Annotated in this window: 21 protein-coding genes and 1 pseudogene; 12 read left to right on the forward strand and 10 right to left on the reverse strand. The window is 72.8% G+C overall.

Going from position 1 to position 21,822, the window contains the following annotated elements:
- Positions 1-47: 47 nt before the first annotated feature.
- Both VT50_RS31475 and VT50_RS31480 read left to right on the forward strand, forming a co-directional pair.
- Positions 48-1,832, forward strand: coding sequence for an IucA/IucC family protein (locus VT50_RS31475; protein WP_046086445.1), 1,785 nt, complete (start codon positions 48-50; stop codon positions 1,830-1,832).
- Positions 1,829-3,250 (forward strand): type III PLP-dependent enzyme, encoded by a 1,422-nt coding sequence (locus VT50_RS31480; protein WP_046086444.1) that lies wholly within the window; start codon positions 1,829-1,831, stop codon positions 3,248-3,250. The genes VT50_RS31475 and VT50_RS31480 overlap by 4 nt, the downstream gene beginning before the upstream one ends.
- 18 nt (positions 3,251-3,268) lie before the next feature.
- On the opposite strand, the gene VT50_RS41085 is transcribed toward VT50_RS31480, so the two are convergent.
- The 3 genes from VT50_RS41085 to VT50_RS31495 are packed head-to-tail and all read right to left on the reverse strand — an operon-like array spanning position 3,269 to position 4,982.
- Complete coding sequence (locus VT50_RS41085) at positions 3,269-3,694, reverse strand: MmyB family transcriptional regulator (RefSeq protein ID WP_276207354.1); 426 nt, start codon at positions 3,692-3,694, stop codon at positions 3,269-3,271.
- Positions 3,646-4,098, reverse strand: a complete 453-nt coding sequence (locus tag VT50_RS31490) for a VOC family protein (RefSeq protein ID WP_046086443.1) — start codon at positions 4,096-4,098, stop codon at positions 3,646-3,648. The genes VT50_RS41085 and VT50_RS31490 overlap by 49 nt, the downstream gene beginning before the upstream one ends.
- A gap of 5 nt (positions 4,099-4,103) precedes the next feature.
- A complete protein-coding gene (locus VT50_RS31495) occupies positions 4,104-4,982 on the reverse strand; it encodes an AraC family transcriptional regulator (protein WP_053048577.1) in 879 nt (292 codons plus the stop codon).
- Positions 4,983-5,583: 601 nt separating this feature from the next.
- Between VT50_RS31495 and VT50_RS31500 the strand changes: the two genes are divergently transcribed.
- A complete protein-coding gene (locus VT50_RS31500; protein ID WP_046086442.1) occupies positions 5,584-6,348 on the forward strand; it encodes a sulfite exporter TauE/SafE family protein in 765 nt (254 codons plus the stop codon).
- Here VT50_RS31500 and VT50_RS31505 read toward each other — a convergent pair.
- Genes VT50_RS31505 through VT50_RS31515 form a run of 3 tightly spaced genes read right to left on the reverse strand, consistent with a single transcriptional unit; the run spans position 6,302 to position 8,063 of the window.
- Complete coding sequence (locus VT50_RS31505) at positions 6,302-7,033, reverse strand: type 1 glutamine amidotransferase (RefSeq protein WP_046086441.1); 732 nt, start codon at positions 7,031-7,033, stop codon at positions 6,302-6,304. The two genes, VT50_RS31500 and VT50_RS31505, sit on opposite strands and share 47 nt — an antisense overlap.
- Positions 7,030-7,236 carry a DUF397 domain-containing protein gene (locus VT50_RS31510; protein WP_075200354.1) on the reverse strand — a complete coding sequence of 69 codons (207 nt, stop codon included), beginning with the start codon at positions 7,234-7,236 and terminating at the stop codon, positions 7,030-7,032. The genes VT50_RS31505 and VT50_RS31510 overlap by 4 nt, the downstream gene beginning before the upstream one ends.
- On the reverse strand, positions 7,215-8,063 hold the full coding sequence (locus VT50_RS31515) for a helix-turn-helix domain-containing protein (protein ID WP_046086440.1): 849 nt from the start codon (positions 8,061-8,063) through the stop codon (positions 7,215-7,217). Before VT50_RS31515 ends, VT50_RS31510 begins: the two co-directional genes overlap by 22 nt.
- A 153-nt stretch (positions 8,064-8,216) precedes the next feature.
- On the opposite strand from VT50_RS31515, the gene VT50_RS39395 reads away from it, so the two are divergent.
- The gene (locus VT50_RS39395; RefSeq protein WP_158083236.1) at positions 8,217-8,375 is read left to right on the forward strand and encodes a hypothetical protein; all 159 of its coding nucleotides are present in this window, start codon (positions 8,217-8,219) and stop codon (positions 8,373-8,375) included.
- A 116-nt stretch (positions 8,376-8,491) separates the two neighbouring features.
- Here VT50_RS39395 and VT50_RS31520 read toward each other — a convergent pair whose 3' ends face one another.
- On the reverse strand, positions 8,492-9,109 hold the full coding sequence (locus tag VT50_RS31520) for a DUF308 domain-containing protein (RefSeq protein WP_046086438.1): 618 nt from the start codon (positions 9,107-9,109) through the stop codon (positions 8,492-8,494).
- A 210-nt stretch (positions 9,110-9,319) separates the two neighbouring features.
- Here VT50_RS31520 and VT50_RS31525 point away from each other — a divergent pair, with 210 nt between their 5' ends.
- The 5 genes and pseudogenes from VT50_RS31525 to VT50_RS31545 all read left to right on the forward strand — a co-directional run bounded on the left by VT50_RS31525 (position 9,320) and on the right by VT50_RS31545 (position 12,881).
- Positions 9,320-10,501: a sensor histidine kinase gene (locus VT50_RS31525; protein WP_046086437.1), complete on the forward strand. Its 1,182-nt coding sequence runs from the start codon at positions 9,320-9,322 to the stop codon at positions 10,499-10,501.
- Positions 10,501-11,160 (forward strand): response regulator transcription factor, encoded by a 660-nt coding sequence (locus VT50_RS31530; RefSeq protein ID WP_046086436.1) that lies wholly within the window; start codon positions 10,501-10,503, stop codon positions 11,158-11,160. The genes VT50_RS31525 and VT50_RS31530 overlap by 1 nt, the downstream gene beginning before the upstream one ends.
- A gap of 63 nt (positions 11,161-11,223) precedes the next feature.
- Positions 11,224-11,970, forward strand: a complete 747-nt coding sequence (locus tag VT50_RS31535) for an SAM-dependent methyltransferase (protein WP_046086462.1) — start codon at positions 11,224-11,226, stop codon at positions 11,968-11,970.
- A gap of 144 nt (positions 11,971-12,114) precedes the next feature.
- A pseudogene (locus VT50_RS31540) lies at positions 12,115-12,216 on the forward strand (NUDIX domain-containing protein); the annotation flags it as partial.
- Positions 12,217-12,296: 80 nt separating this feature from the next.
- A complete protein-coding gene (locus tag VT50_RS31545) occupies positions 12,297-12,881 on the forward strand; it encodes a TetR/AcrR family transcriptional regulator (protein WP_046086434.1) in 585 nt (194 codons plus the stop codon).
- Positions 12,882-12,935: 54 nt separating this feature from the next.
- Here VT50_RS31545 and VT50_RS31550 read toward each other — a convergent pair whose 3' ends face one another.
- Positions 12,936-13,865, reverse strand: a complete 930-nt coding sequence (locus VT50_RS31550; RefSeq protein ID WP_046086433.1) for a GNAT family N-acetyltransferase — start codon at positions 13,863-13,865, stop codon at positions 12,936-12,938.
- Between the two features lie 160 nt (positions 13,866-14,025).
- On the opposite strand from VT50_RS31550, the gene VT50_RS31555 reads away from it, so the two are divergent.
- Together VT50_RS31555 and ddaH are read left to right on the forward strand one after the other, a co-directional pair.
- Positions 14,026-14,430, forward strand: coding sequence for a GntR family transcriptional regulator (locus VT50_RS31555; protein ID WP_046086432.1), 405 nt, complete (start codon positions 14,026-14,028; stop codon positions 14,428-14,430).
- A 36-nt stretch (positions 14,431-14,466) separates the two neighbouring features.
- On the forward strand, positions 14,467-15,261 hold the full coding sequence (gene ddaH, locus VT50_RS31560) for a dimethylargininase (RefSeq protein ID WP_046086461.1): 795 nt from the start codon (positions 14,467-14,469) through the stop codon (positions 15,259-15,261).
- A gap of 56 nt (positions 15,262-15,317) precedes the next feature.
- Here the strand turns inward: ddaH and VT50_RS31565 are convergent, their stop codons facing one another.
- A complete protein-coding gene (locus VT50_RS31565; protein WP_046086431.1) occupies positions 15,318-16,430 on the reverse strand; it encodes a DUF5925 domain-containing protein in 1,113 nt (370 codons plus the stop codon).
- 223 nt (positions 16,431-16,653) lie between these two features.
- On the opposite strand from VT50_RS31565, the gene VT50_RS31570 reads away from it, so the two are divergent.
- A complete protein-coding gene (locus VT50_RS31570; RefSeq protein WP_046086430.1) occupies positions 16,654-18,012 on the forward strand; it encodes a glycoside hydrolase family protein in 1,359 nt (452 codons plus the stop codon).
- 57 nt (positions 18,013-18,069) lie between these two features.
- Here VT50_RS31570 and VT50_RS31575 read toward each other — a convergent pair whose 3' ends face one another.
- Positions 18,070-21,822 carry a polysaccharide biosynthesis C-terminal domain-containing protein gene (locus tag VT50_RS31575; RefSeq protein WP_046086429.1) on the reverse strand — a complete coding sequence of 1,251 codons (3,753 nt, stop codon included), beginning with the start codon at positions 21,820-21,822 and terminating at the stop codon, positions 18,070-18,072.

Below are 21,822 nucleotides of genomic sequence, written 5' to 3' on the forward strand. Positions count from 1 at the left end.
TACTTCCCCCCGTACCCCCTCTCCTCCGCACCCGTTGGAGCCGCCCCATGCCCATGACCTCCTCGCCCGCCGCGACCGTGGCCTCCGCCGACCACGCCACCGCCCACACCCTCCTCAACTGTCTGCTCCGTGAGGTGTCGGGCCCGGAGCACCAGACCGCCGTGGCCGACGGGTGGCTGCGGCTGAGGCTGCCGCGCTGCGGGGTGCTGCTGCGCGTCGGGCTGCGGCGCACCTCCCTCATCGGGGCGCACCGCTTCACCGGGCCGGTCAGCGAGGAGCGCGACGGCACCTGGGCCGAGGTGTCCTGGCATGCGCTGGCCGAGCGGATCCACCGGGAGCTGCAGCTGCGCACGGGGGTGCACAACGACGAGTTCCTGGGCCAGGTGGCCTCCAGCCACGCGGGGATGACGGCCGCCCTGGCGGCGCTTGGGCACCGGGCCACCTCGCCTGACCGGTCCACTTCGCCCGACCGGGCCACCTCGCCCGTCGACGCCCAGGACCTCTACCTCGCCTCCGAGCAGTCCCTCCTCTTCGGCCACCGCTTCCACCCCACCCCCAAGGCCCGCACCGGCAGCGCCGACTCCTGGTCCCGGTTCGCCCCCGAGGCCGGGGCGCGCTTCCCGCTGCACCACCTCGCCGTACGCCAGGAGTACGTCCGTGAGGAGTCCGCGCGGCCCGGGGCGCTCGCCGCGCTGGACCGGCAGGGCGCCGTCCCCGAGGGCTACCGGCTGCTGCCCGCGCACCCCTGGCAGTACGCGATGCTGCGCGAGCACCGGCCGCTGCGGGCGGCCATCGCCCGGGGCGAGGTGCTGGACCTCGGGCCGGGCGGCGCGGAGTTCGCGCCGACCGCGTCGGTCCGCACGCTCTACGACGGCCGGGACTTCCTCAAGTTCAGCCTGAACGTGCGGATCACCAACTGCCTGCGCAAGAACGCCGACTACGAGCTGTCCGGCGCCGTCGCCCTGACCCGGCTGCTGGAGCCGGTCGCCACCGATCTCGCCGTCCGCTTCCCCGGCTGTGAGCTGCTGCGCGAACCCGCGTACCGGACGCTGGACCTCGGCGACCGCCAGGACGGCGGCGGCAACGGCGGAACCGGCCGCCAGCTGACCGAGGGCTTCGGGGTGATCGTCCGCGAAGGGCTGGCCGCCCGGCTGCGGCCGGGCCTGACCGCGCTGCTCGCGGCGGCCGTCGCCGATGAGTACCCGACCAGCGGCGCCCAGATCTCCCGGCTCCTCCCCGACTCCGGCCCCGACCGGCTCTCCGCCTGGTGGCGGGCGTACCTTGACCTGCTCGTACCGCCCGTGCTGGCCGCCTACTTCGACCACGGAGTGGTCCTCGAACCCCACCTCCAAAACGTCGTCATCGGCGTCGATCCCGCCGACGGCACCCCCCGTCAGGTGCTCTTCCGCGATCTGGAGGGCACCAAGCTGGTGCCCGAACACCACACCGCCGCGCTCGCCGCGCTGCCCGGGGCGGTGGCCCGCCCGCTGACGTACGAGCGGGAGCGCGGCTGGGACCGGGTGGTGTACTGCCTGCTGGTCAACCACATCGCCGAGATGGTGGCCGCCCTCGCCGACCGCAGTCCGGGGCTGGAGCCCGCGCTGTGGTCGGCGGTCCGCCGGGTGCTGTGCGAGCGCTCGGCGGCCCATGACCACCCGCCCGCGCTGCGCGCCCTGGTGGCGGGCGTGCCGCTGCCCGCGAAGGCCAACCTCCTCACCCGCTGGGGCCGCCGGGCCGACCGCCGCGCGGGCTATGTCCGCATCGCCAGCCCGCTCGCGTCCGCCCTGCTGTCCGAGGCGGCCCACGTCATGCACCCCGGGAGCAGCCGTTGATCACCTCCGCCGTCCGCACCCTCGCCACGGAGCTCACCGGCGAGGGCCTTCCCGCCTACGTCTACGACCTGGCCGCGCTCCGCGCGCACGCACGGGCCGTACGGGACGCGCTGCCGCCGGGCCTGGAGCTGTACTACGCCGCGAAGGCCAACCCGGCGCCCGCCGTCCTCCAGGCCCTCGCGCCCCATGTCACCGGCTATGAGGTCGCCTCCGGCGGGGAGGCGGAACACGTCCGCGCGGCCGTGCCCGGGGCGCCGCTGGCCTTCGGCGGTCCGGGCAAGACCGAGGGGGAGTTGCGGCGGGCGCTGGCGCTCGGCGTGGAGCGGTTCCACGTGGAGAGCGAGCAGGAACTGAGGCAGCTGGCCGGGGCGGCGCAGGACGCGGGGATCGACACCGTGGACGTCCTCCTGCGCGTCAACCTCCCGCTGAACGGCGAGCGGACGGACGCCGAGGGGCTGCGTAGTGAGGGGCTGCTCGGCGAGCGGGCGGACGGTTCGGGGCTGCTCGGCGAGCGGGTGGGCGGCGAAGGGCTTCGCAGCACGGCGCCGGGCGCCCCCGCGTCGGGCGGCACCACTCCGGACGGTGCCGTGCCGGGTGGCACCACGCCGGGCGGTGCCGTGTCGGGTGGTGCCGCGCCGCACGGTGCCTTGCTGGGCGGTGCCGCGCTTGCCATGGGCGGCGGGCCCAGCCCCTTCGGGCTGGACCCCGAGGCCGTGGAACGCTGCCTCGCCCAGCTCACCCAGCCCGCCCCGGGCAACCCCCTCCGGCTGCGCGGCATCCACGCCCACCTCGCCAGCGGCCTCGACGCCCCCGCCCAGGTGGCCGTGGCCGCCGCGATCGTCGACTGGGCGCGGAAGCTGTCCGAACGCCACGGCCTGGGCATCACCGAGGTGAACGTCGGCGGCGGGATGGGCGTGGACTACGCCCGTCCCGACCGCCGCTTCGACTGGGCCGCCTACGGCCGGGGCATCGCGGACCTCGCCCTGCGCCACCCCGGCCTCACCCTGCGGATCGAGCCCGGCCGGGCGCTGACCGTCTACTGCGGCTGGTACGTCACCGAGGTGCTGGACATCAAGCACAGCGGCGGCGAGGCGTTCGCGGTGGTGCGCGGCGGCACCCACCACCTCCGCACCCCCGCCACCAAACGGCACGACCAGCCCTTTCAGGTGCTGCCCACGGATGCCGTCTGGACCCGGCCCTGGACGCGCCCGGCCGTACGGGACGAGCCGGTCACGCTGGTCGGCCAGCTGTGCACCCCGAAGGACGTCCTGGCCAGCCGGGTCCCGGTCGCGGAGCTACGGGTGGGCGACCGGGTCGCCTTCGCGATGGCGGGCGCGTACGCGTGGAACATCTCGCACCACGACTTCCTGATGCACCCGAAGCCCGGCTTCCACTACCTGGAGGCTTCCCCTACCTAAAGGGGTGTCCGACGGACCTCAGCCGGACACCGCGCGCAACGCCCCCGACCGGCGGCCCGTCAGCCGGTCCAGCGCGGCGGCCGAGGCGTCGTCGGCGGGGAGGTGCACCACCAGGAGCTGATCGTCGTCGGCGGGCAGCTCCAGCGTCTCGTACGCGAGGCGGAGCTCCCCCTCCTCGGGGTGGACCAGACGCAGTACGCCGCTCGCCCTCGGCAGGGCGGCGAGGGTCGCCACCCGCCCGGCGAAGTCCGGTGCTGGACGAGCTGCTGTGGTGGGGCGAGCTCCTGCGCGGGGCCCGCCGGGCCCGGGGCGTCCGGGTCGGCGCCTGAACCCGGTGCCGGTGAACGCGGTGCTGGTGAACGCGTTCGGGCCCGGCGGGGCCGGTGGGGCCGGAGTCAGCCGGTCGCGGGCCGGGGCTCGCCCGGGTACGTGCCGAAGGACCACTTGTTGCCCTCCGGGTCGGCGATGGCGAATTCCCGGCTGCCGTACTCCTGGTCCTCGATCGGCCGGAGCACCCGCACTCCGGCCGCGCTGAGGCGCTCGTACAGCGCGTCGACGTGGTCGGTGACGACGTACGCCCCGAAGGTGCCCGGCTCCAGGCACCAGGACTTGGTCTCCGGGTCGTACGAGCCGAGCATGATCCCGCCGCCCTCGGGCCAGTCGAGCTGGGCGTGGGCGACGCGGTCCCCGTCCCGGTAGACGGCGGTGCGCAGGAAGCCGACCGTGTCGACCAGGAAGTCGATCAGGGCGACGGCGTCATGGGCCTGGAGCGTGGGCCAGATGGCGGCCTCACGGGATGGCGTCTGCTGGCTTTGCTGCTTCTGCTGCTGATTCGGTGCGGTACTCATGGGATCTACTCTTCGCCGTAGAGGTGGCCCCCGGCTTGGATATTCCGGCACTCTTCGGCCAACCAGGCGGTCGGGCTCACCCCGGTGTACTGACGGAAGTCGCGCACCAGGTGGGAGTGGTCGAAGTAGCCGCAGTCTGCGGCGACCCGGGCCAGGTCCGGCGCCCGGTCCGCCGCGACGGCCCTGACCACCGTGTTCCTGGCGTGCTGGAAGCGCATCAGCCGGGCCGCCTGCTTGGGGCTCAGCCCCGTCTCGGCCTGGAACACGCTGGTCAGGCGGCGCGGGCTGAGCGACACATGCTCGGCCAGGCCCGTCAGCGTCCCGGCCCCCCGGTGCCGGGCCAGCCAGGCCCACGCCTCGGCGACCTCGCTCCGCACCGGCGTCCCGTCCTCACTCGCGGCCGCGCGCTCCCGCAGATACGCGCCGAGCGTGGTGAACCGGTCCTCCCATGTCCGCTGCTCACACAGCCGCTCGTGGATGTCGGCGGCCCGCCTGCCCAGTACGTCGGCCCCGGCGGTGACCAGGTCGTCCTCGGCGGCGAGCGCACCGGCCGGAAGCCCCAGCAGGGTGCGCGCGGCCAGCGGATGCACCGCGAGCTGCACACCGGCCTCGCGGCCGGGCTGGAGGATGTACGCCGGTCGCTGGTGCAGACCGCCCACGACGATCTCCGTGCGCGCGGCGGCGGCGCCCTGCGCCTGCTCGGGGGTGCTGCCGCCCACGACGGGGCCCTCAAGGGAGAAGATCAGCGTGAGGTAGGGGGACGGCAGCCCCCGGTGCAGCGCCGGGGGTATCCCCTGGGAGCGATATCCGACGGCGGACACCACCATCCCGCCGAGACCCTGCCCGAGCCCGGCGCCGGCCCGCACAAACTCCTGCCTGCCCATGCGGCCAGTATCACGCGCGCCTCTGACACCGGGCCCGGCCGCCGCCGCCGCTCATGTCGCCTGCGGCGGACTGTTCCCCTCCCCGCCCCTTCCCTCAACTGGGGCTCCGCCCCAGCCCCCGCTCCTCAATCGCCGGAGGGGCTGGAGCGCGGGGTTCGGCCCCAGCCCCCGCTCCTCAATCGCCGGTGGGTTGGAGGGTGGGGTTCGGCTCTAGCGTGTGCTGTTCAGTTGCCGGTGGGTTGGAGGGTGGGGTTCGGCTCTAGCGTGTGCTGTTCAGTTGCCGGTGGGTTGGAGGGTGGGGTTCGGCTCTAGCGCGTGCTGTTCAGTCGCCGGAGGGGCTAGAGGGTGGGACTGCGGCTCAGGTCCTGCTCCTCGATTGTCGGAGGGCTGGGGGCGGGGCTCCGTCCCAGCCCCTGCTCCTTGATCGTCGGTGGGCTTGGCCCCAGCCCCCGCTGCTCAGTCGCCGGTGGGGCTCCGCCCCGGGCCCCGGGGTCCAGGGGCGGAGCCCTTACCGGGCGGCGGAGCCGCATATCGATGCTGCGGGGAGGGGAGAGACCCGCTGGCTCCGGGGGGTTGCGGTGGCCTGGAATGATTCCGTGGCATGTACACCGTTACCCTCTGGGAGTTCGCCGCGCTCGCGGCGGCAGCGATACTCGTCGGCTTCTCGAAGACCGCCGTCAGCGGCGCCAATACCGTCAGCCTCGCGATCTTCGCGGCCGTGCTTCCGGCCCGGGCGTCGACCGGTGTGCTGTTGCCCCTGCTGATCGTCGGCGATGTGCTCGCCGTGGGCACCTACCGTCGGCACGCCCACTGGGGGACCCTGCTCCGGCTGTTCCCGGCCGTCGCGGCCGGAGTCGTGGTGGGGACGGTGTTCATGCTGTGGGCCGGGGACGCGGAGGTGCGGACCTCCATCGGCGCGATCCTGCTGTTGATGGCGGGCGTCACGCTGTGGCGGCGCCGCGCGGCCGCCCGGGCGGCGGCCCCGGAGGTCCCGGCCGCCGACGGGGCGGGCGCACGGCTCAAGGCCGGTTCGTACGGCGTGCTCGGCGGCTTCACCACGATGGTGGCCAACGCGGGCGGTCCCGTGATGTCGCTCTACCTCCTCTCCGCCGGTTTCCGGAAGCTCGGCTTCCTAGGCACCTCGGCCTGGTTCTTCCTCATCGTCAACGTCGCCAAGGTCCCCTTCAGCGTCGGCCTCGGCCTGATCGACGGCCGTTCCCTGCTCCTGGACGCGCTGCTGGCGCTCTTCGTCCTGCCCGGTGCGTACATCGGTAAGGCGTGCGTGGACCGGATCAACCAGCGGCTCTTCGAGCAACTGGTCATCGGGGCGACGGTGTTGGGCGGACTCCAACTGCTGCTCCGCTGAGGACCACCTCCGCGAAGTTCGCCGCCAGCCGCCGTGCCGTACGCACGGACTCCGGCTCGACCCGCTCGGCCTCGGCCCGGAGCGCGCCCAGGTCCAGGCCCGCGTCGGCCAGCGCGGCCTCGTCCCAGCCGTCGAGGCGGTCCGCCCCCGCCTCCGGATGGAACTGCACCCCCCAGGCCCGCTCGCCCATCCGGAACGCCTGCACCGGACAGGCGTCGCTCGACGCGAGCCATACGGCGCCGGGGGGAAGCGCGGTGATCTGGTCACGGTGGTTCTGAATGGCCCGGAACTCATGCGGCATCCCGGCGAACAGCGCATCGGCGTCGGCCTCGGGCCGCAGCCGGACGGCACACGAGCCCCGCTCCGGCCGACCGTGATCGCCGAGTACGGTCCCACCCGCCGCGACGGCGAGCACCTGCGCCCCCAGACAGATCCCCAGCAACGGGACCCCTTCGGCGACGGCACGCCTGGCGAGTTCCCGTTCGGCCGGTAGCCAGGGCGCGTACGCGTCGGCATCCGGCAGAAAGCCACCGCCGAGCAGGACCACCGCGTCGAAACCCTCCGGGGACGCGGGGGCCGACGCGCCGTCGGTTTCGACCACGGTCAGCCCCATCTCCTCCCACCAGGGCCGCAACCGCCCCAGCCCACTGCGGTCCGCGTTGCGGACGACGAGGAGGCGGCTCATGTGCTTGCGCTGTTCTTCAGGCTGGCTATGAAGGCGTTCCACGAGCCGTGGGGGAATATGAGGACGGGCCCGTCGGGGTCCTTGGAGTCGCGTACGGGGACGATCCCGGGGAGGTTGTCGGCGACCTCGACGCACTCTCCGCCCCCGTTACTGCTGTAACTGCTCTTGCGCCACGCGGTTATCAGATCTGGGGCGCTTCCCATGAGGTCCAGTCCTTCATCACGGCTCGGATCATCGCCTCGGAGTCCCGTGGCGAGAGGGCCATGGCCCTGAGCAGATCGTAGTTCTTCCGACGCTCCGCGACTCGGTCCAGGTCCTCGATGAACGTCCCGAACCGGCTGCCTTCTTCGTAGGCCAGCAGTGGTTCGTTCGGCAGCGTGTAGAGCAGCAGGGAACCGCCCGCCTCCACATGCTGGCCCGCCCTGAACGGCAGGACCTGAATGGTTACGTAGGGCTGCGTCCCGCGCTCAAGGAGGGACCCCAGCTGGCGGCGCATAACCTCTGGTCCACCCGCCGCGCGGCGCAATGCCGCCTCGTCCACGATGAACCAACAGTGCGGTGGCCGTGGTTCGGTTAGCCGCGACTGTCGGGCGATGCGGGCCTTCGTCCACTCCTCGATCTCCGCGTCAGGGGCGAACCGATTGCCGATGCGCAGCGACGCCTTCGCGAGTTCGGGGGTCTGGAGCAGGCCAGGAATGGTTGCACACGCGTATTGCTCGATCGTGACCGCGCGCTTTTCAACTTCCACTACACGGCGCAGCTTTGACGGATAGGGCTCATTCTTCGCCAGCGCATACAACCGCGCGAACATCCCGTCCGCCCCAAAACACGCATCCAACTTCGCCGGAAGGTCGTCGTACGGCAGGGACTCCGCCGCCTCGATCCGGGCCAGATGCGATTTGCTGTAGTTCAGCACCTCGGACAGCCGCCGTAACGACATGTCCGCCTTCTCCCGGTGGCGGCGGATCTCCGCGCCGAAGAGGTCGCGTGCCGAGCGGTCGGGAAAGAGTTCGCGTGGCTGGAACGGCATCGTGCATCCCCTCTTGTCCCGCGATCTTGGCTGGGACGTGTCGCCTCTTTCCAGCCTACGCGCCGTAACGCAACGGTGTGAGCACACAACGTAATTGGCCGACCGGAAAGACAGGTCACCGTGTTCTCACACACCGAATCCACCGCTCCACGGATGACGATGCGCGTCTACCGCGTCTCGCCGGACGGCGCGGTCATCACGCAGGAGCTCGGCAGGGTGGTCGTCGTGATCAAGGACAAGCTCGACCCCCTGCAGTCGAGCCAGTACCCACCCTGCCGCTGCCCGCGCCACCGCGACACCGCGGACCTATGACGCAGCTCCGCGACGTACGGACGACGCCCTCGCCACGCGGTGAAGCCTCCAGACCCACGGACGTATCGGGGCCTGGCGGTCGACCGGCAGGAAACGCTGATCCTCCGGGCGCGGCGTCACGCCCCCAGCCCCGCGCGTCGGCCGCGGAGGCTCAGGGCGATGACGGAGACGAGGAACCAGAAGGCGCCGAAGGCGGAGTATCCGGCGACGGTGGACAGGCCGCTCGTCGCCGAGGCGGAGGTGGCGGCGATGGTGGCACCGGCGAGGGTGGACTGTGCGCCGCTGATGACCATGGGCCACTGGCCGCCGACCGCGCGACGGCGCCGGATCGCCACGACGAGCTGGATCGCTCCGGCGGCGAGGGCCCAGACGCCGAACACGAGAAGGGCCGCCCTGAGGGTGGAGAAGACGGCGACGATCATTCCGGCGGTGGTGGCGAGGCCGAGAGCCACGTTGACGGTGCTGACGCGGCTCGTGGTGGAGCCGGGATCCGAGCCGGTGCCCGCCATACGGCGCTCGAGGAGCGTGGCGATGACGTCCCACAGGGGGTAGATGATCAGCAGCACGGCCGCGATCACGGTGGGCTTGTCCGTCGACACCAGTGAGGCGGAGGTCGTGAAGAGGAGCGCCACCCAGATCAGGGAGAAGGCGACGCGGATCAGGTAGAGCGATCGGAGCCCGGAGGACAACATCGGGGTGGTGGCCGGGGCCGGAGTTACGGTGGTGTGAGTCATCGGGTGTCCCGTTGTGATCGAGATGGTGGTGAGACGGTCGCCTCGATGACGAGTCTCAGCGGCCCCGGGAGGAGCCACGTACTTCGATCGAAGTACTTCTGCCATCCATTTCGCTCGCATGCGTTCTGCCGTCTCCAGCGGCCGAAGCAGGATCGCCGTCTACTTCGTTCGAAGTACACGGCCGCAGCACACGGGAACGAGAATCAGGCCATGGTCAAGGCGCGGAACGATCAGGACGGGCCCGCGGCGCCCCTGTGGGTCCGCCGCCCCGAGGCGCTGCACCGAGCCGCCTACGCGGTGGCCGCGCTGGTGTTCACCGGGCAGCTCGTGGCGGTGGTGCTGAGGGGGTCGGACGGGCCGACGGCCCTCTCCGTACTCCTCGCCGGTGGCGGTGTCGCCCTCTCGTGGTGGCGGCCGTGGGCGGGACTGGTCGTGACGAGTGCGGCGTCCTTCGCGGTCACTGCGGTGGGCCACGACCCCCTCTCGGTGTGGATGATGGCGGTGCTCGTGCTGTTCTCGGTCACCCTCAGGGGGAGGCAGCCGCTGGTCGGGACCGCCATCGTGGCGGCGTTCTTCCTGGGCGCGTTCATGACCTTGGGGGGATTCCGCGGCGGGGCGGTCGTGGGAGCCGCCGCCCTCTTCTCGGCCATAGCGGGAGGGGCGACGGGGGCCGCGCTGCGGATCCACCGGGACCACTGGTGGATCCTGGAGGAGCGGGCGGAGAGCGCCATCGCCACCCGCGAGATCGAGGCCACCCGACGGGTGACCGAAGAACGGCTCCGCATCGCGCGGGACCTCCACGACGTCATCGGGCACCAGGTCGCGATGTTGAGCCTGCACCTCGGTGCCGCGGAGATCGGGCTGCCCGAAGGCGCCGCATCCTCCCGGCAGGCCCTCGACTCGGCCAGGTCCAGCGCCCGTACCGTCGTCGTCGAAACGCAACGGATCCTGGCGCTGCTGCGCCTCGGGGACGACACGTCCGGCGACGAGGCGCTGCGGCCGACCCCGTCGCTCAGCGGCCTGGAAGGGCTGATCGCCTCGTTCGAGAGCATCGGCCTGGACGTCCGGCCCTCGATCGACGTCCCCGACGGTTTCGTGGAGCCCAGTGTCGGCGTGACGGTCTACCGGGTCGTTCAGGAAGCGCTCACCAATGCCTACCGGCACGGGGAGGGGGCGGCGACGGTGGAGGTGTGCGAGCGCGACGGCAGGATCCGCGTCACCGTGGAGAACCGGGTCGGTCCCGCACTCCGCGGCTCCCACGCGGGCAGCGGACTGGGGCTCGTGGGGATGCGCGAACGGGTCGAGTCCTCCAGCGGGCGGCTGACGATCGACAGTGACGACGGACGGTTCCGGGTGCACGCGGAGTTCAGCCCGGTGGGAGCGGCCGTCTGATGACGCGGATTCTGATCGTCGACGACCAGGACGAGGTGCGGGCGGGCATCCGGACGATGCTTCAGCTCGACCCGGGCCTGGTGGTCGCGGGAGATCTCTCCGACGGGCTCCAGGCCATCCCCTTCCTCCGGGAGAACCCCGTGGACCTGGTCCTGATGGACATCCGGATGCCCGGCATCGACGGGGTCGAAGCCACGCGCCGGATCCGCAAGGAGCACTCGCCCGAGGAGCTGCGGGTGATGGTGCTGACCACGTTTGACCAGGACGACATCGTTCTCGCCGCCCTGCGCGCGGGCGCCAACGGCTTTCTGAGCAAGACCGCGAGCCCCGCTGAACTCGTCGGCGGGATCAAGGAGGTCGTCGGCGGTGGCGGTGCGCTGTCGGCCGCCGCGACGGCCGCACTCATCGGCCATATGACCGACAGCCCGCCCCCGGTGGTCGACCGGGAACTGCTGCTCCGCTTCGGCGCCCTGACCCCCAGGGAACGGGACGTGGTCGTTCTCATCGCGAGCGGCCTCGGCAACGACGAGATCGCGGCCCAGATGTCCGTGTCGCCGTTCACCGTGAAGACGCATGCGGTGCGGGCCATGACGAAGGTCGGCGCACGCGACCGGGCGCAACTCGTCTCGTTCACCTTCCGGGCCGGCCTCTACCCCTGACAACGGGCGGCTCTCTCCCGAAAAGGAGCTGCGGGGCGGGGCGGACCTTGCCACGCTGTGCGGATGGACCGTCAACGCAGATCCCATCTCGCGCACGCCGACCATCCGATCGCCGCCCCGGTCGCCGACGAGTCGGTGGCCCGGCTGCTCGACCGGGCGGTGGCGGACGGCGCCGAGCGCGCCCTCGACCTCGGCTGCGGCGGTGGCGAATGGCTGCGGAGGCTGCTGGTGCGCCATCCGCGGCTGCGCGCCGAGGGGGTGGACGTCCACGCCGAGGCCCTGGAGCGGGCGCGCGAGGGCGCGGAGGAGTCCGGGGTCGCGGACCGGCTGGTCCTCCATGAGACGGACGCCGCGGCCTTCGCCCCGGCGCACCGCTTCGACGTGGTGCTGAGCGTCGGCGCCGCGCACGCCTTCGGCGGGCTGCTGCCCACGCTCGCGGCGGCCCGCGCACTCCTCGCCCCGGAGGGCCGTGTCGTCGTGGGCGACGGCTTCTGGGAGCGCGCCCCCGACGCCGCCGCCCTCTCCGCGCTGGGCGCCACCCGGGACGACCACGCGGATCTCCCGACCACCGTGGACCGGGTCGTCGCGGACGGCTGGACGCCGGTCTACGGCCACGTCAGCACGGCGGGGGAGTGGGACGACTACGAGTGGTCCTGGACCGGCTCGCTCTCCCGCTGGGCCCTGGACCACCGCGAGGAACCCGACGCCCTGGACGCGTACCAGGCCGCCGCCGAGCACCGCACCCAGTGGCTCGCGGGCTACCGCGGCACGCTCGGCTTCGTCACGCTCGTCCTGCGAAGGAGCCCCTGAGTGCCACGGTGCCGATGGTCCAGAGGGCGTCCGGCGGACCGTGACGCCCGCGGCGGGCTGCTCCCCTCCCCGCCCCTTCCCGAAACTGGGGCTCTGCCCCAGACCCCACTCCTGGTCCCCCTCGGCAAGTGAGGGGTGCTCATCAGCGGCTGTGCGGACGGGCTGCGCCACGCCCCGTCGGGGCATGTCGAGGAGGGCGAGGACGTGCGTGCCGCGATGCTTCGGGAGGCGGCCGAGGAGATCGGAGCCAGCCGATCCCGGTCTGCGGGCCGGAGTTTCGGGACGTTGTTCCGTTTCGTTAGACTCGGGCGCGAAGGGAGGGTGCGGTGAACGACAGCGATCCGGACGCCGGACGTGTGGCCCGGCCCAAGCGGGCGGACGCGCGGCGCAATGAGAAGGCGCTGCTCGAGGCCGCCGCCGCGGTGTTCGTCAGCTCGGGCGTGGAAGCGCCGATACGCGATATCGCGGCCAAGGCCGGTGTCGGGACGGCCACGATCTACCGCCACTTCCCGACCCGGGCCGACCTCATCGTCGCCGTCTACCGGCACCAGGTCGAGGCCCTTGCCGAGGCCGGTCCCGCCCTGCTGGCGAGCGCCGAGACCCCGCACACCGCGCTGGGCCGGTGGGTCGACCTCTTTGTCGACTTCCTGGTCACCAAGCACGGCCTCGCCGCCGTGCTCCAGTCCGATGACTCCTGCTTCGACCCCCTGCACTCCTACTTCCTCGACCGGCTGCTGCCCGTCTGCACCCAGCTGCTCGACGCCGCGGTCGCCTCGGGCGAGATCCGCGCCGGCCAGGACGCCTATGAGCTGATGCGCGGCGTCGGCGGGCTCTGCGCGGGCGCGGGCAACAACCCCCGCTATGACGCACGCCGCCTCGTCGGGCTGCTCATCTCGGGGCTGCGCCCATAGCGCTGAGGCTGCCGCCGTCGCGCTGGCGCGGGTGCGCCCGTCGCGCTGGCGCCGCTACGCCGAGAGCTCCCGTACGTAGCGCCACTCCGTGGCCGCCGGTTCGTAGCCGAACCACTTGTTGACCGCCAGCATCGGGCCGTTCCCGTGGTCGTTGCCGGTGAACGCCTCCCGGCAGCCCGCCGAGCGGGCGCGGCGCAGGGAGTCGTTCTTCGCCAGCTTGGCCAGGCCGCGGCCGCGGAAGGCGCGGAGGGTGCCCGTCATGCCCGACCAGTAGTGGCCCCGGCCGTCCGTATGGGCCACGCTGTAGGCGGTCACCGCGCCGTCCACCACCGCCACCGACGTCAGCTCGCGGTCGAGCGCGGGATGCTCCCAGGTCAGGGCCAGCCACTCGGCGTACGGCGGCGCCGCCCTGCGCACATCGCCCGGCTCGTCCACCGTGCACTCCGCGTCCGCCTCGTACAGCGGGCGCGGATCGTCCGCGAAGTCCGCCGCCGTGCGCAGCTCCACCCCGTCCGGGAGACCGTCCGGGCTCAGCGGCGGCAGCGCCGCCGTCGTCAGGTCCAGCCGCTGGACGCGGGAGCAGCGCCCGCGCCGGTAGCCACGCCGCTCGGCGAAGGTCACCGACGACGTCCCGTCCAGCGTCCAGGCGAAGATCCTCGCCGTGCCCAGCCCGGACAGGTACTCCTCCGCGGCGGTCACCAGCGCCGACCCCGCGCCCCGCCCGCGCGCCCCCGTGACCACCGTCGTATTGGCGAACGCCGTTCCCGGCTCGTCGCCGTCATGGAAGACGCCCGCCTCGCACGAGCCCACCACCCGCCCGTCCGCCTCGGCGACCAGCAGCCGGTAGTGCTGGTCGGCGGGCGCGCTCTCCGACTCCCAGACCACCGTCCGGGGCGTGGTCACCAGATGGGGGAAGGCGGAGCGCCGGGCCGCCGCCACGGCCTCCGCGTCGGTGGCCCGGAAATCGCGCACAGTCATGGTCATGGTTGCGCAGATTACGGCCTGTCAGCCCGGCCCGCCCCCCAATTTCCGCAGCTCGTGGGCCAGATCACCGGGGCGGTGCGGTTCCACTCGGGCTGCCACACAATGGGTGCCACAAACACCGTCCGGCCCCCACCTACCCCCACCCCTCAGGAGCCCCAACGTGGCCTTGCAGATCATCGTCGACCAGGACGCGGCGACCGCCCCCTTCGAGCAGATCCGTACCCAGATCGCCGAGCTGGCCCGCTCCGGCGCGCTCCCCGTGGGCTACAAGCTGCCCACCGTGCGCGGCTTCGCCGAGGAGCTGGGCCTGGCCGCGAACACCGTCGCCAAGGCGTACCGGGCCCTGGAGGAGGACGGTGTGATCGAGACCCGCGGCCGCCACGGCTCCTTCATCGCGGCGGCGGGTGACGCGGCCCTGCGCCGGGCCGCCGAGGCCGCCCAGACCTACGTCCAGCGGGCGCGGCGGCTGGGCCTGGACCGCGCGGCCGCCCTCGCCACCGTCGAGGACGCCCTGCGGGCGGTCTACGGCGACTCCGCCGGTGGCCGCGGCGGTGACCCCGCCTGACATGCTGTCCCCATGACCAGCGCCATGCCCAACCCCATGACCGGCGGCCGTACGGCCGGCCGCAAAGCCCTCGTCCGGCGCCCCAGCCCCCGCCTCGCCGACGGGCTGGTCACCCATATCGACCGCACCCCGGTCGATGCCGCGCTGGCGCTGCGGCAGTGGGAGGTCTACGTCGTGGCGCTGCGCGCCCACGGCTGGGAGACGGTCGAGCTGCCCGCGCTGGACGACTGCCCGGACGGGGTGTTCGTCGAGGACGCCCTGGTCGTCTACAAGAACGTCGCGGTGATCGGCCGCCCCGGAGCCGAGTCCCGCAGGCCCGAGACCGCGACCGCCGAGGAGGCCGTGACCGGCCTCGGCTGCTCGCTGAACCGGATCCGCGAACCGGGGACGCTGGAGGGCGGGGACGTCCTGAAGATCGGCGACACCCTCTACGCGGGACGCGGCGGACGCACCGACGGCGACGGCATCCGCCAGCTGCGCTCCGCGCTGGAGCCGCTGGGCGCGCGGGTGGTGGCCGTACCGGTCAGCAAGGTGCTCCACCTGAAGTCGGCGGTCACCGCGCTGCCGGACGGCACCGTCATCGGCTACCCGCCGCTGGTGGACGACCCGGCCGCGTTCCCCCGCTTCCTTCCCGTGCCCGAGGAGTCCGGCGCCCATGTGGTGCTGCTCGGCGGCGGCAAGCTGCTGATGGCGGCGAGCGCGCCGCGCAGCGCCGAGCTGTTCGCCGACCTCGGCTATGAGCCGGTGCCGGTGGACATCAGCGAGTTCGAGAAGATGGAGGGCTGTGTGACCTGCCTGTCGGTACGGCTGCGGGAGCTGTACGGCGGCTGACGTACGGCCGCGGGAGCGTACGCCTGAGCGGCCGTACCCCCTCCGCGCACCGCGTCTCACAGATACAGCCCCGCGTTCGCGTCCCCCAACTGCGACGGCACCGCCGGAGGCTTGGTGCCGCGGCGCAGCGCGTACAGCTCCGCGAGCGTCGCCCCGTCCCGCCCGATGACACCGTCCTGGTCGTCGGTCTCCCCGCCGAGCCAGTTGACCGACTCGGCCCGCGTCAGCTTGCCGACCTCGATCCGGGCCAGACACCGGCCGGGCCGCACCACCGCCGGGTGCAGCCGCTCCAGGTCCTCGTTGGTGGTCACCCCGACCAGTACGTTGCGCCCCTGCCCGAGCAGACCGTCCGTCAGGTTCAGCAGCCGGGACAGCGCCTGACCCGCGGTGTGCTTGGCCTCGCCCCGGATCAGCTCGTCGCAGTCCTCCAGGAGCAGCAGCCGCCAGCGCCCCTTGGCCGTGCCGTCGTCCTCGCCGATCGCGATGTCCATCAGATAGCCCACGTCGGTGAACAGCCGCTCCGGGTCCAGGACGCAGTCCACCTGGCACCAGTCACGCCACGAGCGGGCCAGGGTGCGCAGCGCCGAGGTCTTGCCGGTGCCGGGCGGGCCGTGCAGCAGCAGGAGGCGTCCGGCGATGTCATCCGGGGTGACCTTCATCAGCCCGTCCATGGCCTCGGCCACCGGCGCCGTGTAGTTGTCGCGGATCTCCTCCCAGGTCCCGGCCGAGATCTGCCGGGTGGTGCGGTGCGGGCCGCGCCGCGGCGAGACGTACCAGAAGCCCATCGCCACGTTCTCCGGCTGCGGCTCCGGCTCGTCCTCCGCGCCGTCCACGGCCTGGTGCAGCACCTTTTCGGCCAGGTCGTCATCGACGGCGGTCACGGTCACATCCGCCCCCCGGCTCCACCGGGAGATCAGCAGGGTCCAGCCGTCGCCCTCGGCGAGCGTCGCGCTGCGGTCGTCGTCGCGGGCCGCGCGCAGCACGGTCGAGGACGGCGGCAGCAGCGTCGCGCCCGACCTCACCCGGTCGACGGAGTGACTGCGGGCGTACGGCTGCTCGCCGGTCGCGAAGCGCCCCAAAAAGAGCGCGTCGACGACATCCGATGGCGAATCGCTGTCATCGACGTTCAGCCGGATGGGAAGGGACTCTTCGGCGGGTGTCGTAGGCAGGGTCTGCCTCCTGAGAACGGGAGAACGGGGATGGAGGGCCTGGTGCGTCGGTCAGCGCACCCGCCCCCATGATCCAGGACGGAGGGCGGGGGCGCACCAAGGTTTGTGGCCGTTTACCGAGCTGTTCCACGGAAGCCCACCGGAATGGGGGCGTTCATGGATACTCTTACCCGTTGTGGGACGTCAGGGAAGGGAACGGGGCGGTTTGGCCAGGTTGTGGCAAATGCGACGGCGCCGGTCCGGTGCACTGCTCGGCGTCGGCATGGCCACGCTGGCGCTGCTGGCCGCCTGCTCCGGGCCTCCGGGCGGGGACGACGGGCGGCCCGGACCATCGGCGCCGGCCCGCGGGAAGCCCGGGGCAGGGGAGCCGGGCTGGGGGTTCACCCATACCCAGTACAGCGCCGACCAGGGCACCGACGGCGCCCGTAAGGCCGCGGCGGACCTGCTGTCCCGCCATCCGATGCCGCAGAACCAGCACATCATGGGCTGGGGCGCGGGCAACCCCGAGCCGTCCCCGGGCGACTACGACTTCGCGGACCTCGACCGCCGTATCGCCCTGATGCGCGAGACCGGCACCGCGCCCGTGCTCACCCTGTGCTGCGCGCCCGACTGGATGAAGGGCGGCAAGCCGGGGCGTACGGACTGGTCACAGCAGTCCCTGGAGACCGCGCCCACCCCCGAGCACTACGAGGACTTCGCCACGCTCGCGGGGAAGATCGCCCGGCGCTACCCGCAGGTGCGCCACTTCATCGTCTGGAACGAGTTCAAGGGCTTCTACGACGACGCCAAGAAGCGCTGGAACTACGAGGGCTACACCCGGCTCTACAACCTCGTCTACCGGGAGCTGAAGAAGCAGAACCCCAAGAACCAGGTCGGCGGCCCGTATGTGGTCGCCGACAGCGACGCCCCGGGCGAGGACAACGGCGCGGACGGCGGCGACGCCGAGGTGAGCGGCCCCTGGGGCACCCTCGACCAGCGGTCCGCCGACGCGATCGAGCACTGGAACGAGCACAAGGCGGGCGCGGACTTCGTCGTCGTGGACGGCTCCAGCTACACCCGCGAGGGCGACCGGCTCATCCCGGACGCCTTCGGGGCCACGCGCAAGTTCCAGGACGTCACCCGCTGGCTGCGCACGACCACCGGGCTGCCGGTGTGGTGGGCCGAGTGGTACGTCGAACCGGAGGACGGGGACGGGGCGGGGTGGGGCGAGGACCGCCGTATCGCCGTCCAGGCCACCGCGATGATGCGGCTGGCGCGTGGCGGCGCCGCCGCGGCCTTCTACTGGAACCCGGAGACGAAGGAATCCGACTGCCCGGGCTGTCTGTGGCGCCCCACCGAACTGGACGGCGGCGGCCGTGCGCTGCCGATGATGACGCTGCTGAGCCGGTTCGCCGAGGAGTTCCCGCCCGGCACCGCCTTCCGCTCCGTGAAGGTCGCCGCCGACGACCGGCCCAATGTCCAGGTCCTCGCCGACGATGACGCGGTGCTGGTCGTGAACACCCTCGACCGGCCGATCAAGGCGAAGATCGACGGCCGGTCGTTCGGGATGGACGGATACGAGGTGCGCTGGCTGAAGCGGTGATCGCCGCCCAGTGCCTTACGTCTGCGTCTCTGCCTGTGCCTGTGCCTGAGTTTGCGTCTACGCCATCGTCACGAAGCGCTGCACCAGCGCGGCCACCACCACGATCAGCAGCGGCACCGCGAACCAGAACGAGCCCTGCAGCCCGTGCAGCCGCCGTACGCTCGGCCGCACCGCCACCCGCACCACCTCGCGCACCGCCAGCAGCAGCATCAGCGCCACCGCCGCCAGCGCCCCCACCACCGACCACGGCGTCCAGGTGACCACCGGACCGGCGGGCCCCGGCGCGGGCTCCGGCACGGCCCCGCGCGGCTGCCGCTTCAGCTCGTACAGCGCCGCGTCCCGGTTGGCGAACACCCGGCGCAGCTCGGCGCGCTGGTCCAGGGAGCGCCGCAGCCGCTCCTGCCAGTGCTCGGCATAGCCGGAGTCGAGGGTGAGGTAGGTGGACTGGCCGCGGCCCACCATCAGATACGAGTGCGGCCCGGCCTCGCGCACCGCCGTGACCAGGCTGTCGACCAGCACCGGATCGCGCGGCGCCAGGGTGGGCTCGTAGAGGACCCGCTCCATGTCGCGGGCGCCCCACGGCATCGCGGGGGTGACGTTGTTGACGGGGTCGTCGCTCATCCACAGCACGCGGACGGTCGGCTTGTCATGGGCGTAGACGTACTCCATCGCCGCCACCTCGCCCGGCCGCACCCGCTCGAACGTCTCATTGCCCCAGCGCGCCACCAGGAACCCGGACACCAGGATCAGCCCGGCCAGCAGCGCGGCCAGTGGGCCCAGCCCCGGGCGAGCCGCGCCCGCGCCGTTCGCGTCCGCGCCGTTCGCCTCCGCGCGGGCCGCGCCCACGCGTGGGAAGACCGCCAGCGCGCCGAGCACACAGGCGCCCGGCAGCGCGAACATGAAGACGCGCAGCGCCATCTCACCGCCGTACGACTGCATCCCGAAGCCCAGGAACGGCACGAAGGTCAGCACCAGCAGCGACCGTTCGGCGAATCCGGCGGCGCGCCGCCGCAGCACCCCCCAGCAGGCCAGCGCCAGCACCCCGCCCGCCAGCGCCACCCGCACGTACAGCACCAGCTTGTGCACGCTGCTGCCGCCCTCGATCCGGCCCGAGACGGACGAGGACACATTGCCGCCCACTCCGCCGACGCCCCCGAACAGCTCGTTCCAGTGGCCCGACCAGTACGGCTCGGCCAGGAACCCCACCCACACGGCCACCATGACCCCGCACAGCAGCGGCAGCCCGTACAGGTTCGAGCGGCGCAGCAGCACCAGCGCGGTCACCACGCCCAGCATCACGAACGGGGTCAGCTGATGGGCCGCCACGGACGCCGCGAAGAGCGCGATCAGCAGCCCGAGCAGGGCCGTGCGCTGGGCGGGCGTGGCCGTCGCGACCTCGGCCTCGCCCGGCCACCGCTTGCCGGGCAGCACCCGGGGCTCGCGGAACCACACCAGGAGGACGGCGACGAAGACGAGGTAGAGGAGGTAGGTGAACCCCTGCGGCGAGAAGTAGTCCTGCCCCACCCAGCCGCTCAGGCCGAACAGCCACACCGCCGTCCACTTCGCCCGCCAGCTCGCCCGCAGGGCGCGCAACAGCACCATCAGCGGGGCGAGACAGAGCACCTGGAGCAGCGTCGGCCACCAGCGCAGCACCTCGGAGAGGTCGTGCACCCCGGCCGCCTGGGCGAGGAACGCGGCCCCCGCGAAGAATCCGGGCCAGCTCCAGCGCGCGTCCAGGTCCGGCACGGCGTGGCCGGTCCGGCCGATGTAGTCCAGGAACCCGAGGTGCTGCCACGCGGTCGGGAACCGCGGCTGCGCCTCCAGCACGGCGGGCACGGCGTGCAGCGAGACGACGGTCGCCAGGAGGACGGCGGTCAGCAGGGCGCGGCGGGGCCGCGCGAGGCGCAGCGCACCCGCGAAGGCGACGATGAGCAGCGCGGCCCCGAGAAGGGTGGCCCTGGGCAGCACCGAGACGAGCCCGAGTCCGCCCATACGGTCGAGATCGCCGTCGTCCAGGCGCAGCAGCGGCGCCCAGTAGAGGGCCAACCCGGCGCCCGCGACCGCCCACAGGGTGGCCGCACCCTTCCGTCCGGCCCGTGTCCCGGCCCGGCCGGGACGGTCGGCCGCGACGGATGCGTCGGATGCGTCGGCGGCCGGGGGCGGCGCTTCCGCGGGCGGCGCTTCGAAGCGCTTGGCCCAGCGGCGTTCGTGGGCCTCACCGGACAGCGGCGGGGCCGCGGTGGGCAAACGCATGCGGACGCCGAGCGCGAGCGTGTCCGTGTCGAGGGCGGCGCGGAGGGCCCAGCGGGTGCCGTAGTGCTCCGCGTGGTGGTGCTGTTCGTGGTGGTGTCCGTGGCGGTGCTTGGGGCGGCGGTCGCCGTCGACCGCGAGGTCCGCCAGATCGCCGTCCGGCGCCGTGTGCTGTTCCGGCAGCGGTGCCGCGGGCGGGGCGGAGAACGAGGGCGAGGACGAGGAGACCGGCGGTCCTGTAACCGGCGCCTCCGCCTGCCCCTTGAGCACCCGGCGCAGCCTGACCGCCGCGATGCTCGCGATCACCGCCAGGCTGGAGATCTCCGCGACCCCCGCCCCCGTCAGCCCCATCCGGGGCAGCAGAAGCAACGTCAGCCCCAGCACCAGGACGCACAGCAGCCCCTGGAGGACCGCGAGTCCCGAGGTGCGGCTCTGCGCGCGCAGCACCGCGAAGTACACCTCGATGACCACCCGCAGCGCCGCGCCCACCGCGAACCAGCGCAGCAGCGGCGCCGCCGCATCCGCGTAGCCGTCGCCGAAGACCTCGAGGATCTGGGGCGCGAAGACGAACAGGAAAAGGCAGACCGGGACCATGATGCGGGCCATCCGCCGCAGCGCCGCGCGGCAGTTCTCGGCGAGCCTGGCCGGGTCGTGGGAGCCCTCGACGGTCAGCGAGGAACCCATGTTGACGGCCAGTAGATTCGTGGTGCCGCCGATGGTGGTGGTGATGTAGAAGTACGCGTTGTCGGCCGCGCTGACCTGCGAGGCGACGATCACCGGCACGGCGTAGACCACCGCGAGCGAGAACAGCGACCCGGTGTAGTCCCCGGCGAGGAAGCGGCCCATCTCCCGGGGGCCCGCGGGCCGGGCCCGCCCCTCCGTCGCGTGGATGTGCCGGGGCACCAGACGGCGGAACACCAGCCAGCCCAGCGGCACCACGGACACCGCGATCGAGGCGACCCAGGACACGAACACCCCGGCGGTCGGGATCGCGGCGGCCAGCACGATGAGCAGCAGCAGCTTGGCGGCCGAGAACACCGTATTGCCCACCGGCACCCAGACCGCGCTGCGCAGCCCGGTCAGCACCCCGTCCTGCAGGGTCAGCAGCGACCAGCCGACGACCGCCACGATGAAGCCGAGGCCGTGCACCGGGCCGTGCAGAAAGCGGTACGACGGCCCCCAGGTGTCCAGCGTGAGCAGGAAGGCCACCGCGGCCAGCGCCACGACCACCGAACTCGCGGCGTAGGTGGAGAACACCAGCCGCCCCGTGGTCCGCCCGGCGACCGGGATGAAGCGGGCCAGCGCGCCCGTGAGGGTGACCGCGGTGAGCCCCGCCAGGAGCTTCATCGCGGCGATGGCCGCCGAGCCCTGGCCGACCGCGTCCTCCGCGTAGTAGCGGGCGGCGGCCAGCCAGAAGCCGAGGCCGAGGACCGCGGAGATGCCCGTGTTGAGCATCAGCGCGTAGGCGTTGCGGAACAGCGGGGCGCGCTCGCCGCTCCGGCCGCCGGACGGCCGCTCGGCGGCCGTCCGCTCCTCGGTCCGGGTGGTCGTGTCGGACAC

It is taken from the genome of Streptomyces antioxidans (assembly GCF_000968685.2).
Taxonomy (GTDB): domain Bacteria; phylum Actinomycetota; class Actinomycetes; order Streptomycetales; family Streptomycetaceae; genus Streptomyces; species Streptomyces antioxidans.